The sequence below is a fragment of the Streptomyces sp. I05A-00742 genome, from assembly GCF_013055795.1.
Classification (GTDB): Bacteria; Actinomycetota; Actinomycetes; order Streptomycetales; family Streptomycetaceae; genus Streptomyces.
Genome location: NZ_JABETO010000016.1, coordinates 118640 through 131303 on the forward strand (window position 1 = coordinate 118640; position 12664 = coordinate 131303).

Consider the following 12664-nt stretch of genomic DNA (forward strand, 5'->3'; position numbering starts at 1 on the left):
CGGCCGGACGGTTCACTCCACCACCTGGCGGCCCTCGGGCCGGGCCGAGCAGGACGCCCGGAACGAGCAGTTCGCACAGTGCCGGCCGGGTTTCGGGGAGAACCGTTCGTCCAGGACCCGGCCCGCGGCGGTGGCGAGGAGGTCGCCGATCCAGTCGCTCCCGGCCTCGCCCCCGTCCCCGTCCCTGCCCCCGCCTCCGCCGGCCGGCGGCTCCTGGGCCTGCACCTTGGGGAGCACGTCGCCGCCCTCCTTCTTGGTGGCGCCCTGCCGGAGCTGGACGAGTTCCGCGCCGCCGGGGCGGGGGCGCCCGCCCTCGAAGACGTCGTCCACGGCACCGGCCCCGACCGCGACCTGGTACACCGCGAGCTGGGGGTGGCGGGCGACCTCGGCGGCGCTGGGCGCGGACTTGCCGGTCTTGAAGTCGACCACGTAGGCGTGGCCCGCGGCGTCCCGCTCCACGCGGTCCATGGACCCGCGGACGCGGACGACGTGGCCGTCCACCGGCAGGGTGACGTCGAAGGGGTGCTCGGTGGCGACGGGGGTGCGGCCGCGCTCCATGACGTGCCAGCGCAGGAAGCGTTCGAGGGCGGCCCGGGCGTTCTCCTTCTCCTGCCGGGACTTCCAGGGGGCGTCGAAGGCGAGCGCGTCCCAGACGGTCTCCAGGCGCTCCATGAGGACGGCGAGGTCGGCCGGGGTGCGGCCGGAGGCCACCTCGTCGGCGAGGACGTGCACGACGTTGCCGAAGCCCTGGGCCGGACCGGCGGGCGCCTCCGCGCGCACCTCGCGCCCCAGGAACCACTGGAGCGAGCAGGTGTCCACGAGCTGGCCGACGGCGGAGCCGGAGAGGGCCACCGGGTGGTTCCGGTCGCGGAGGGGCACCTCGCTGTGCGTCGGCTCGTACAGGCCCCACCAGCGGTCGGGGTCGGCGGCCGGGACGAGCGGCCGGTCCTCCTCGTCGCGCAGGCCGGCGAGCCGGGCCAGCCGGTCCGCGGCGGCGGCCCGGAGCGCGGCCGGGGCGGCGGGGTCCACGGTGGTGGCGCGCAGCTCGGCGACGAGCGCGGCGACGGCGAGGGGGCGGCGCGGCCGGTGGGTGACGTCGACGGGCTCGACGCCGAGTTCGGCGAGGAAGCGGGACGGCTGGTCGCCGTCCTCGGCGGCCGCCTTGACCGCCGTGACGACCAGGCGCTCGCGGGCGCGCGTGGCCGCCACGTAGAACAGGCGGCGCTCCTCGGCCAGCAGCGCGCCGGGCGGGAGGGGTTCGGCGAGGCCGTCGCGGCCGATGCGGTCCGCCTCCAGCAGGGAGCCGCGGCGCCGCAGGTCGGGCCAGAGGCCCTCCTGTACGCCCGCGACGACGACCAGCCGCCACTCCAGGCCCTTGGAGCGGTGCGCGGTCATCAGCCGGACGGCGTCCGGGCGCACGGCCCTGCGGGTGAGGGTGTCGGCCGCGATGTCCTGGGCCTCCAGCTCGTCCAGGAACGTGAGCACGTCCCGGCCGCCGGCGCGCTCCTCGGCGCGCGCGGCCGTCTCGAAGAGCGCGCACACCGCGTCGAGGTCCCGGTCCGCGTTCCGCCCGGCCGCGCCGCCGCGGTGCGCGGCCCGGCGCAGCCGGTCCGGCCACGGGGTGCCGTCCCAGAGCGTCCACAGGGCGTCCTCGGCCGTGCCGCCGTCCAGCAGTTGGCGCCGTGCCGTGCTCAGGAGCGCGCCCAGGCGCTGCGCGCTCCGCGCGTACGCCGGATCGTGCGCTACCAGCCGCTCCGGCGCGGCCAGCGCTTCGGCGATCAGCACATCCGAGGGCCGGGGCACGGCGCAACCCGCGGCCCGCTCCTCGTCCCGCAGGGCGCGGCCGAGCCGGCGCAGGTCGGCACCGTCCATGCCGCCGAGCGGGGACGTGAGGAGGGTGAGGGCGGTCTCGGGGGTGAGCGGGCCGCCTGCGGCGGGCTCGGGGGGCGCGACGGGCTCGGGTTCGTGCGCGGGGGCGTCCCCGGGGGCGGACGTGGGCTCCCGTTCCTCCTCCATGTCCTGCCCGGGGCCGGGCTCGTCGAGGTCGTCCACGCCGGGCCCCGGCGTCCGCGTCGCCCACTCCGCCACCACGCGCAGCGCCGTCAGCAGGGGCGCCACCGCGGGCTCGTGGCGGAGGGGGACGTCGTCGCCGTCCACCTCCACCGGCACGCCCGCGGAGGTCAGGGCGCGGCGCAGGGCCGGTATGGAGCGGGAGCCGGCGCGGACGAGGACGGACATGGTGCCCCAGGGGACGCCGTCCTCCAGGTGGGCGCGGCGGAGGATGTCGGCGATGTTGTCGGTCTCGGCGCCGGGCGTCGGGTAGGTGTACGCCTCGACGCGGCCCCCGGGACGGACGGCGGCGAGGTCGCGGTGGGCGCGGACGGCGTCGGACGGGAGGCGGCCGAGGGGCATGCGGCGGGTGAGGAGGCGGGTGGCGGCGAGGAGGGCCGCTCCGGAGCGGCGCGAGGTGGTCAGGACGCGGACGGGAGCGGGCGAGCCGTCGCGGCGCGGGAAGGCCTCCGGGAAGTCGAGGATGCCGCCCACGTCGGCGCCGCGGAAGGCGTAGATGGACTGGTCGGGGTCGCCGAAGGCGATCAGGGTGCGCCCGCCGCCGGCCAGCGCGCGCAGCAGCCGCACCTGGGCGGCGTCGGTGTCCTGGTACTCGTCGACGAACACCGCGTCGTACCGTCCGGCCAGCTCCGCCGCGACCTCCGGCCGCTCGGCGAGCAGGACGGCGCGGTGGACGAGCTCCGCGTAGTCGACGACGCCGCGGGCGTCGAGCACGTCCAGGTACTCGGCGAGGAAGGCCGCGGCCGCGGACCAGTCGCCGCGCCCGGTGCGCTCGGCGAAGGCGGCGAGCGACTCCGGACCGAGGCCCAGTTCGCGGCTGCGGGCGAGGACGGCGCGCACCTCGTCGGCGAAGCCGCGGGTGGTGAGGCAGGCGCGCAGGTCATCCGGCCAGCGCACGGTGGCGCGGCCCTCGCGCTCCAGCTCGGTCTGGCCGGCGAGCAGGTCGCGGACGGCGACGTCCTGCTCGGGGCCGGACAGCAGCCGCAGCGGTTCGGCGAACAGCCCGGCGTCCTGGTGGGCGCGGACCAGGGCGTAGCAGTACGAGTGGAAGGTGGTGGCCTGCGGACCCTGCGGTCCCCGCACCGCCGGGCCACGCGCCCCCAGCCGGGCGGCCATGCGGTCGCGCAGTTCGGCCGCCGCCTTGCGGCTGAAGGTCAGGACGAGCATGCGCTCGGGGTCGCCGCCGCGCCGTACCCGTTCGGCGACGGCCTCCACGAGCGTCGTGGTCTTGCCGGTGCCCGGGCCCGCGAGGACCAGCAGCGGGCCCTGCCCGTGCTCAACCACCGCGCGCTGTCCCGCGTCCAGCTCCGGGGGGACCGCCGGCCCCGGCGGGGTGCGCACCAGACGGTACGCGCCCGGCGCGGGCCGGGGCGCCTGCCGGTGCTCCGGACGCTCCGGGCGCACGGAGCCGGGAGAGCCGGAAAGGGAGTGGGAGCTCACGTGAGGTGCCGGTCCTGCGGGTCGGGTACGGGTCCCCCCGCGCCGTTCGGGCACGGGGGAGGGACGGCCCCCGACGCTACGCCAGGAGGCGGGTGGGGCGCAGAACGCCCCGGGGGGCGCGGGAGCCGTTCGGGCACCTCACCCGTTCGGGTAGCCCGGCGGGCGGGTGGATCAGGTGGCGCGTTTCACACGGGGCGCGCCCTCGCCCACGCCCCGCGCGCCGGCGCCCTACGAGCCGCCCCCGGGAAGCGTTCACCCGAGAAGCCCGTCCCCGGGAAGCGCTCACCCGCGAAGCCCGTCCCCGTGCGACACCCCATCCCCCCGCGGCACCCCGTCCCAGCGTGCCCGCGCCATCGCGATCCGCGGCACATGCCCCTCGGAGGCCGCGCCCGCCTCGCGCAGCGGAGTGCCCTCCGCCCGGTAGTGGTCGAGCGCCACCAGCTCGCGCCCGGGGAGCAGGACGCCGTCCGCCCGGACGACGCGCCACCAGGGCACGGCCCCGCCGTAGACCGCCATGACCCGGCCGACCTGGCGCGGGCCGCCCTCGCCGAGCCATTCGGCGACGTCCCCGTAGGTCATCACCCGGCCCGGCGGGATGGTCTCGGCGACGGTCAGGACCCGTTCCGCGTACTCGGGGAGCTCGGGGAATCCGTGCGGCGATGCGTCGGTCACCCGGTCCATACTGCCGCAGGCACCGCGGGCTCCGGGGGCCGCGGGCCGGAAGGCCGGACTCCACCGGAGGACCGTGCTCCACAAGATCACCCAGAGTGCGCGATCGGACTACACGGCGTACGATCCAAGGTCCGCGCCCCCGAAATGCACCCTGATACACCCTTGCCCGGCCGGGCCATGCCACCATCTTCCGGGCGGTGACTGGTGATACGAGAACGAGAAGACCAGGAAGACACGGACGACGAGCAGGGCGCGGGGCCTCCTGAGGAGGCCGGCGCTCCCCACGCGCTGCCCGGGAACGGCGAGGGGGCCGAGCGGTCGTATCCGTGCGACACGAAGGACGGCGAGGTCCACATCGACAAGGTCTCAGGCGACGAGCCGCTGCTCCCCGCCCGCGTCCACCGCCCCGCCGATCTGGTGCGCATGCTCCTGGGGATCGTCGGCATCGCCGTCGTGCTCGCCCTGGCGGCGTTCGCGCACGGCACGACGACCGGTCTCGCCAACGACGTCAGGGAGAGCGCGGATCACGCCCCGCAGACGCTGGCGACCTTCGCCGGGCTCGCGGCCAACATCGCGATCTTCATCGTGCCCGTGGCCTTCGCCGTCGAACGGCTGGTCAAACGGGACGGCCTGCGCATCGCCGACGGCGTCCTCGCGGCCGTCCTGGCGCACGGCGTCTCGCTCGGCGCCGCGCTCTGGGTCGCCGAGGCGGCCCCGGACTCCATCAGGACCGCGCTCACCCGGATCACCCCGACCCATGAGCTGACCGATCCGGTGCACGGCTACCTCGCGCCCGTGATCGCCTATATGACGGCCGTCGGGATGTCGCGACGCCCGCGCTGGCGGGTCGCGATGTGGACGGTGCTGCTGCTCGACGCGTTCGCGGTGCTGGTCAACGGCTACTCGACGCCGTTCTCGATCGCGACCACCGTGCTCATCGGCTGGACCGTCGCCTACGGCACGCTCTACGCCGTCGGCTCCCCCAACGTCCGCCCCACCGGCCAGCACCTCCTGCACGGCCTGCGCCGCGTCGGCTTCAAGCCGGTGAGCGCGCTGCGCACGGAGGAGGCCCCGGACGCCGAGCCGTCCCGGGGCACCGCGCACGACCGGGGCCGCCGCTACGTCGTCACCCTGGAGGACGGCCCTCCCCTCGACGTGACGGTCGTCGACCGCGAGCAACAGGCCCAGGGCTTCTTCTACCGGCTGTGGCAGCGCCTCGCGCTGCGCGGCATCACCCAGCGCCGCAGCCTCCAGTCGCTCCGCCAGGCCCTCGAACAGGAGGCGCTGCTCGCCTACGCGGCCATCGCCGCCGGGGCCAACGCCCCCAAGCTGATCGCCACCAGCGAGCTCGGCCCGGACGCCGTGATGCTGGTGTACGAGCACGTCGGCGGCCGGACCCTGGACACCCTCCCCGACGAGGAGATCACCGACGACCTGGTGAACGGCGCCTGGCGGCAGGTGCGGGCCCTCCAGTCGCGGCGGATCGCCCACCGCCGCCTCGACGGCGACGCCCTCCTGGTGGATCGTTCCGGCAATGTCGTCCTGACCGATCTGCGCGGCGGTGAGATCGCCGCCGGCGACCTGGTGCTGCGGATGGACGTGGCCCAGCTCCTCACCACGCTGGGCCTGCGCGTCGGTGCCGAACGGGCGGTGGCCTCGGCCGTCGCCGTCCTCGGCCCGGACGCGGTCGCGGACAGCCTGCCGCTGCTCCAGCCCATCGCCCTGACCCGCGCCGGCCGGGCGACCCTGCGCGGGATCGCCCGCGAGCGCGCCCAGCGCGAGCGGGACGCGGTGCTGGAGGCGTCCAGAATCGCCAAGGAGGAGCGGGCCCGGGAGCGGGCGGAGAAGGGCTCGGGCCCGGCGGACGACCGCAAGGCGCTCAAGGCCGAGAAGAAGGCGGAGAAGCAGGCGCTGGACGTCGCGGCCGAGGAGGCGCGCGAGGAGGACCTGCTCGCCCGGATCCGCCGTCAGGTGCTGCTGATCCGGCCGCAGGCGCCGATAGAGCCCGTCCGGCTGGAGCGCATCCGGCCGCGCACGCTCATCAGCTCCATCGCGGGCGCGATCGCCGCCTACTTCCTGCTCTCGCAGCTGTCGCACGTCGAGCTCGACAAGATCATCGACCATGCCAACTGGGGCTGGGTGGCGGTCGCCGCGGCCTTCTCCGCGCTCTCCTACTTCGCGGCGGCCATGCGACTGCTGGGCTTCGTCCCGGAGAAGGTGCCGTACCTGCGGACGGTCATGGCGCAGGTCGCGGGCTCGTTCGTCAAGCTCGTGGCCCCTGCGGCGGTCGGTGGCGTGGCCCTCAACAGCCGCTTCCTGCAGCGCGCCGGGATCCGCCCCGGCCTCGCGGTGGCCAGCGTCGGCGCCTCCGAACTCTTCGGCCTGGCCGCCCACATCGTCCTGCTGCTGACCTTCGGCTACATCACCGGGACCGAGCAGACCGAATCGCCGCTCCCGCCGTCCCGCACGGTCATCGGCGGACTGCTCACGGCGGCGGTGCTGGTGCTGGTGGTGACGGCCATCCCGTTCCTGCGGAAGTTCGTCTCGACGCGGGTGCGCTCGCTGTTCGCGGGTGTCGTGCCGCGCATGCTGGACCTGCTCCAGCGCCCGCGGAAGCTGGTCAACGGCATCGGCGGCATGTTCCTGCTGACCGCCGCCTTCGTGTTCTGCCTGGACACCTCGATCCGGGCGTTCGGCGGCGACATGAGCTTCGCCAGCGTCGCGGTGATCTTCCTGGCCGGCAACGCGCTGGGGTCGGCGGCGCCGACGCCCGGCGGCGTGGGGGCCGTCGAGGGCGTGCTCATCGGCGCACTGACCCTGGCCGGGCTGCCGGCGGAGATCGCGACGCCCGCGGTGCTGCTGTACCGGCTGCTCACGTTCTGGCTGCCGGTGCTGCCGGGCTGGTTCTGCTTCAACCAGTTGACGCGCAAGGGCGCCATCTAGCCCGGCGGGTGGAACCAGCCCTCAGCCTGCGTGCCGGGCCCCGATCTCCAGGCAGCACCGCACGAAGTCCTGGACGACGGGGTCGGCGTCGTCTCCGGGGGCCCATGCGACGCCGACCCGGCTGGGGCCGATGCCGCTGACGGGACGGTAGGTGATGCCGGGACGGGCGTAGAAGCGGGCGGCGGACGCGGGGGCGAGGGCGATGCCGTAGCCGTTGGCGATGGCGCTGAGCCATTCGTCGGGCTGGTCGGTGACGGCGCCGACGCGCACGGGGTGACCGTCGCGCTCCTCGACGGCCAGCCAGAACTCCCGCCAGCGGCCCGTCCCGTGCGGCGCCGCCACGAACGGCTCGTCCAGGAGCTCCCGGAAGAGAATCAGCTCGCGGGCGGCCAGGGGATGTGCCGTAGGGAGCGCGACACAGCGCGGCTCGGCGAACAACTCCCGCGTCCGCAGGGCCTCCTGGCCCGGGAAGGGCAGCCGCAGCAGGGCCACGTCCGTCTCCCCGTCGGCGAGTCCCGCGGTCGGCTCCGACCAGGACGCCTGGCGCATCTCGACCCGCCGGCCGGGCCGCCGCCGGGCGAACGCCGCGACGATGTCCGGGGTGAACTCGTTGGCCGCGCTGGCCAGGAAGCCCACGCGCAGCACGCGGGCCGCCCTGGCCGCCGCGCTCTTCGTCTCCCCCAGCGTCCGGTCCCACTCCGCCAGCAGGGCGGGCGCCCGTTCCGCCAGGGCGCGGCCCGGTGCGGTGAGGGTCATGCCGTTCCTGGACCGGGTGAACAGCGGTGTGCCGATCCGCGTCTCCAACTGCCTGATCTGTTTGGTCAGGGCGGGCTGGGAGACGTACAGCCGTTCCGCGGCGCGGGTCACGCTTCCTTCTTCCGCGACGGCGACGAAACAGCGCAGCAGCCGGGTGTCGACATCCATGCCATCAGGTTATGGACGCGGGTATTGGACGCCGTTCCGGGGGCCGATCAGGCTGGTCACGGACGCGGGGGGGTGAGTGCCGGGCGACGCGTACGGCCGTACGCCGCTGGATCGCGCGCGTCACTTGTCACTCGTCGCGCCTCACTCGCCACTTGCCACTCGCTACGCCTCACGCCTCATGCCTCACGCCTCACGCCTCACGCCTCACGCCTCACGCCTCACGCCGGCACGAACAGGAGCCACCCCATGTACGTCACCTACGTGATCGTCACCGTCGTCACGATCGCCGCCAACACCGTGGACGCCGTCGCGTCCTACCTGAAGGCCGGATTCGCCCTGGCCAACTCGGCCGAGGTCGGTGTCCCCCGCTCGTGGCTCTCCCCGCTCGCGACGCTCAAGGTCGCGGGAGCCGCCGGCCTCCTGGCCGGGCTCCTGGGCTTTCACGGCCTCGCCGTCGCCGCCGCGACGGGGCTCGTCCTGTTCTTCGTCGGCGCCACCGCCGCCCACGTCCGCGGCCGTGTGTTCCACAACATCGGGGGTGCGTTGGGCTTCCTGGCGCTGGCCGTCGCGTCGCTCGTCCTGGCCGCCGGGCGATGAGCCTCAGGACCATGAGCCGGGGCGGCGCTCCTAGGCGGACCGCTTCCGTCCCAGCAGCCACAGGCTGAGCACCGTCGTCAGGCACAGCACTCCCCCGGCGACGCAGAGGCTCTCCCGCATGCCCGCGAGCGAGAACCCCGTCCCCGTCCCGCCGTCCGCGAGCAGCGTCCCGAAGAGGGCGACGGCCAGGGCCCCGCCCGTCTGCCGGACGGCGTTGAACAGACCGGAGACCGTGCCCGCCCGGTGTCCCGGAACGGCGTCCATGAGCTGGGCCGTCAGCGCGGGGACGGCCAGCGCGCCGCCCAGGCCGGTGGGGACGAGCAGCAGGACGACCAGCCAGAGCGGGGTCGCGTCGGTCAGCGGCAGCACGACGAACATCGCCAGGGCCAGGACGGCCTGTCCCGTGACGATCACCGCCCGGCGGCCCACGCGCTCCGCCAGCCGCGGGGAGACCAGGTTGGCGCCGGTGACGAGCAGCGCCAGCGGGACGAACATCAGCCCCGCCTCCGTCGCCGTCATGCCGCGCTCCTGCTGGTAGTAGAGGCCCAGCAGGAAGACCAGGCCGTAGAAGGCCGCGTTGACGGCGAACCCGGCGGCGAGGGAGACGGCGACCCGGCGCTCCCGCAGCATGCCGAGCGGAACCATGGGCGAGCGGTGCCGCTTCTCGACGGCGAGGAAGGCGACGGCGGAGACGACGGCGACGGCCAGGGCGACGAGGACCGGCACGGACGTCCAGCCGCGGTGCCCGCCCTCGATGACCGCGTACGTCAGGCCTACGAGGGCGAGGACGGTGGTCACCTGACCCGCCGGGTCGAGGGGCGCGGAGCGGCGCGGGGACGGCGCGGTCCGGAGCAGCAGCATCAGGATCGCGGCGCCCACCGGGAGGTTGAGCAGGAAGACCGCGCGCCAGCCGACCTGCTCGGCGAGCAGGCCGCCGAGCACCGGGCCCGCCGCCAGGGCCACGGAACCGCCCGTCGTCCACAGCGCGATGGCCCGCGCCCGCCGCGCCGGGTCGTCGTACGCCTGCCGGATCAGCGCGAGCGACGCCGGCATGACGACCGCAGCCGCCGCGCCCTGCAGCAGACGCGCCGCGACCAGCACGCCGATGCCGGGCGCCAGGGCACAGCCGAGGGAGGCCACGGTGAACAGGGCACTCCCCCAGGCGTACGCCCGCCGGGCCCCGGCCCGGTCGGCGAGGGCGCCCGCGGACATCATCAGGGCGGCGAACATCAGCGTGTACGCGTCCACGACCCACTGCAGTCCCGCCATCCCGCCATGGAGGTCGTCACGGATCGCGGGCAGCGCGATGTTGACGGCCGTGGCGTCGATGGTGATGACGGTGAACCCGAGGAGGGAGCTGATCAGCGCGACGGAGGCGGACGAGCGGGTGGGCCGGGGCGAGGCCGGGGCCGGGGATGGGGATGGGGACAGGGGCGCGGGCGGCTCGGGGGACTTCCGCGGTCGGGTGTCGACGGTGGACGGCATGGGAGAGGCACCTTCGGGTCGGTGAGGGCGGCTGAGGTGAAGGGGGCGGCGGGTACAGGCGGTTGGGGACGTGCGTACGGGGAACGGCGCTGTCCCCACGGCCCGGCGGAGGCGTCCGGCCGCTCCACCTCGGGTGCGGGCGGCTCGCGGCAACCGCGTCCGGGCCCGGCGTCGTGCGCCTCCCGGGACCGCGGCGACCGGGCCGCCCGCAACAGGACCAGACTGCGCCACCATTCCGTCCGGCGGCAGGCCGCGGCGTTCCTGGCCCTGACACGGCCCCCCACGCGGAACGGCCACGCGGGACAATGGACGGATGACGGACGGCACTGAGCTGGGCAGATACCTGAAGGCGCGGCGCGCGCGGATCACTCCGGAGGACGTGGGCCTCCCCACGGGCACGGGACTGCGCCGTACCCCGGGGCTGCGCCGGGAGGAACTGGCGACGCTCGCCGGCGTGAGTGTGGACTACTACACCCGGCTGGAGCGGGGCCGGGAGCGGAACCCCTCGCCCTCCGTGATCGATGCCCTCGCCCGTGCCCTGCGGCTGAACGAGGACGCCCACGAGCGGCTGCACGACCTCGCCGAACTCGCCTCGGGACGCCTCCCCGGGGTCAGGCCCGCCACCGGGGACACCGTCCGTGAGTCCGTCCTGCGCCTGCTGGAGTCCGTGCGCCCGCTGCCGGCGTACGTGGTGGGCCGGTACAGCGACATGCTGGCCGCCAATCCGGGGGGCCGGCGGCTGCTGCCGGGCCTGTGGGACTGGCCGCCGGAGCAGCGGAACCTGACCCGGTACCTGTTCCTGCACCCGGTGGGGCGCGCCCTCTACCAGCCCTGGGAGGAGACCGTCGCCAAGTCGGTGGCCCATCTGCGCGCCGTCGCCGGCACCGATCCGGATTCGCCCCGGCTGGCGGCGCTGGTCGGTGAACTCCTGCTCAAATCGCCGGAATTCGCCCGTCTGTGGGAGCGGTACGACGTGAAGGAGCGGGTCGGCGGAACCAAATCCCTCGACCACCCGAAGGTCGGTGAGATGACGCTCACGTACGAGGTCATGCGGCTGGCCCGGACGGACGGGCAGCGGCTGGTCGTCTACCAGGCGGAGCCGGGCAGTGCGGACGAGGCGGCGATGCTGCTGCTGGACCCGGCGGCCAGGGAGTCGTAGAGGCCGGGGAGTCGTAGAGGCCGGGAAGCCACAGCGGCCGGCGAGTCATAGCGGTCTCACTTGCCAGGTGGAGGGCCGCTCCTCACCTTGCATCTGCCGCCATACCACCCATAATGTGCCGCACATGCGGTCCTACACCATCGGCCGGGCGGCCCGTCTGCTCGGCGTCAGCCCCGACACCGTCCGCCGCTGGGCGGACGCCGGGCGGATCCCCACCGGCCGGGACGAACACGGCAAGCGGCTGATCGACGGAACCGATCTGGCGGCCTTCTCCGTCGCGCTCGCCGCCGAGGCGAACGAGGACGGGGACGAGGCGTACTCCAGCACGCGCAACGCCTTCCCGGGGATCATCACGGCGGTGAAGCTCGGCGACGTCGCCGCCCAGGTGGAGGTGCAGGCCGGGCCGCACCGTCTGGTCTCCCTGCTGACCCGCGAGGCCGTGGAGGAGCTCGGGCTGGCCGTCGGCATGGAGGCCGTGGCCCGGGTCAAGGCCACCAACGTGCACATCGACCGCGTCTGACCGCGCCTGACCGCGTCCGACCACCTCGTTCCCCTCGCGCCCTGGAGAACCGATGCACCGCACTTCCGTCCGCCTCGCCGCCCTCGCCACCGCCCTGCTCCTGCCCCTGGCCGCCGCCTGCGGTGACGATTCCTCGGACTCCTCCGACGGCGGGTCCGCGAAGGGTGACGGCAAGAAGGGGGCCACGCTCACCGTGCTGGCGGCGGCCTCCCTGACGGACGTCTTCAAGCGGGCGGGGGACGCGTACGAGAAGGAGCACCCGGGGACCAAGGTGAAGTTCTCCTTCGCCGGCTCCCAGGAACTGGCCTCGCAGGTGCGCCAGGGCGTACCCGCGGACGCCCTCGTGACGGCCGACACCAAGACGATGGACGGACTGTCCGGGGAGACCGGGAAGCCGGTCGTCATCGCGAAGAACCGGCTGACCATCGCCACCGCGCAGGGCAATCCGAAGCACGTCAAGGACCTCGCCGACCTGGCGAAGAGCGACCTGAAGGTCGTCCTGGCGGCACCCGAGGTGCCCGTCGGCCGCTACAGCAGGAAGGTCCTCGACCAGCAGCACGTCAGCGTGAAGCCGGTGTCCCAGGAGCCGAACGTGCGGGCGGTGCTCAGCAAGGTGTCGCTGGGGGAGGCGGACGCCGGCATCGTGTACGTCACCGACGCGACGGCGGCCAAGGGCAAGGTCGCCACGGTCGCCGTCCCGGACGCGCAGAACGCCGTCGCCTCGTATCCGGCCGCCACGCTCAAGGGCTCGAAGCACGCCTCCGAGGCGGGCGAGTTCGTGCGGTGGCTCGGGTCGGCCGAGGCGCAGAAGCTGCTGGACGAGGCCGGCTTCCAGCGGCCGTGAGGGCCGGTAC

The 12664-nt window shown here is 74.8% G+C and carries 9 protein-coding genes; 5 read left to right on the forward strand and 4 right to left on the reverse strand.

Features of this window, described 5'->3' with window-relative positions; all coding sequences use genetic code 11:
- Nucleotides 1-12 precede the first annotated feature (12 nt).
- The gene (locus HN013_RS17545) at nucleotides 13-3474 is read right to left on the reverse strand and encodes an ATP-dependent DNA helicase (RefSeq protein WP_171167254.1); all 3462 of its coding nucleotides are present in this window, start codon (nucleotides 3472-3474) and stop codon (nucleotides 13-15) included.
- A 318-nt stretch (nucleotides 3475-3792) separates the two neighbouring features.
- Nucleotides 3793-4191 (reverse strand): MGMT family protein, encoded by a 399-nt coding sequence (locus tag HN013_RS17550; RefSeq protein ID WP_171167190.1) that lies wholly within the window; start codon nucleotides 4189-4191, stop codon nucleotides 3793-3795.
- A gap of 195 nt (nucleotides 4192-4386) precedes the next feature.
- Here HN013_RS17550 and HN013_RS17555 point away from each other — a divergent pair, with 195 nt between their 5' ends.
- Entirely contained in the window at nucleotides 4387-7125 is a 2739-nt protein-coding gene (locus HN013_RS17555) for a flippase-like domain-containing protein (protein WP_171167192.1), read from the forward strand.
- Nucleotides 7126-7146: 21 nt separating this feature from the next.
- On the opposite strand, the gene HN013_RS17560 is transcribed toward HN013_RS17555, so the two are convergent.
- The gene (locus HN013_RS17560; RefSeq protein ID WP_171167194.1) at nucleotides 7147-8049 is read right to left on the reverse strand and encodes a LysR family transcriptional regulator; all 903 of its coding nucleotides are present in this window, start codon (nucleotides 8047-8049) and stop codon (nucleotides 7147-7149) included.
- 246 nt (nucleotides 8050-8295) lie between these two features.
- Here HN013_RS17560 and HN013_RS17565 point away from each other — a divergent pair, with 246 nt between their 5' ends.
- On the forward strand, nucleotides 8296-8646 hold the full coding sequence (locus HN013_RS17565) for a DoxX family protein (protein ID WP_171167196.1): 351 nt from the start codon (nucleotides 8296-8298) through the stop codon (nucleotides 8644-8646).
- A gap of 30 nt (nucleotides 8647-8676) precedes the next feature.
- On the opposite strand, the gene HN013_RS17570 is transcribed toward HN013_RS17565, so the two are convergent.
- Nucleotides 8677-10131 (reverse strand): MFS transporter, encoded by a 1455-nt coding sequence (locus HN013_RS17570; RefSeq protein ID WP_171167197.1) that lies wholly within the window; start codon nucleotides 10129-10131, stop codon nucleotides 8677-8679.
- Nucleotides 10132-10444: 313 nt separating this feature from the next.
- On the opposite strand from HN013_RS17570, the gene HN013_RS17575 reads away from it, so the two are divergent.
- The 3 genes from HN013_RS17575 to modA all read left to right on the forward strand — a co-directional run bounded on the left by HN013_RS17575 (nucleotide 10445) and on the right by modA (nucleotide 12654).
- Nucleotides 10445-11290 carry a helix-turn-helix domain-containing protein gene (locus HN013_RS17575; RefSeq protein WP_171167199.1) on the forward strand — a complete coding sequence of 282 codons (846 nt, stop codon included), beginning with the start codon at nucleotides 10445-10447 and terminating at the stop codon, nucleotides 11288-11290.
- Nucleotides 11291-11414: 124 nt separating this feature from the next.
- A complete protein-coding gene (locus HN013_RS17580) occupies nucleotides 11415-11810 on the forward strand; it encodes a molybdopterin-binding protein (protein WP_171167201.1) in 396 nt (131 codons plus the stop codon).
- 52 nt (nucleotides 11811-11862) lie between these two features.
- Nucleotides 11863-12654 (forward strand): molybdate ABC transporter substrate-binding protein, encoded by a 792-nt coding sequence (gene modA, locus HN013_RS17585; protein ID WP_171167203.1) that lies wholly within the window; start codon nucleotides 11863-11865, stop codon nucleotides 12652-12654.
- Nucleotides 12655-12664: the final 10 nt, after the last annotated feature.

Coding starts and splice junctions, on each gene's coding strand:
- HN013_RS17575 (WP_171167199.1), top strand. CDS start 10,445: ATGACGGACGGCACTGAGCTGGGCAGATACCTGAAGGCGCGGCGCGCG.
- HN013_RS17560 (WP_171167194.1), bottom strand. CDS start 8,049: ATGGATGTCGACACCCGGCTGCTGCGCTGTTTCGTCGCCGTCGCGGAA.
- HN013_RS17570 (WP_171167197.1), bottom strand. CDS start 10,131: ATGCCGTCCACCGTCGACACCCGACCGCGGAAGTCCCCCGAGCCGCCC.
- modA (WP_171167203.1), top strand. CDS start 11,863: ATGCACCGCACTTCCGTCCGCCTCGCCGCCCTCGCCACCGCCCTGCTC.
- HN013_RS17580 (WP_171167201.1), top strand. CDS start 11,415: ATGCGGTCCTACACCATCGGCCGGGCGGCCCGTCTGCTCGGCGTCAGC.
- HN013_RS17565 (WP_171167196.1), top strand. CDS start 8,296: ATGTACGTCACCTACGTGATCGTCACCGTCGTCACGATCGCCGCCAAC.
- HN013_RS17550 (WP_171167190.1), bottom strand. CDS start 4,191: ATGGACCGGGTGACCGACGCATCGCCGCACGGATTCCCCGAGCTCCCC.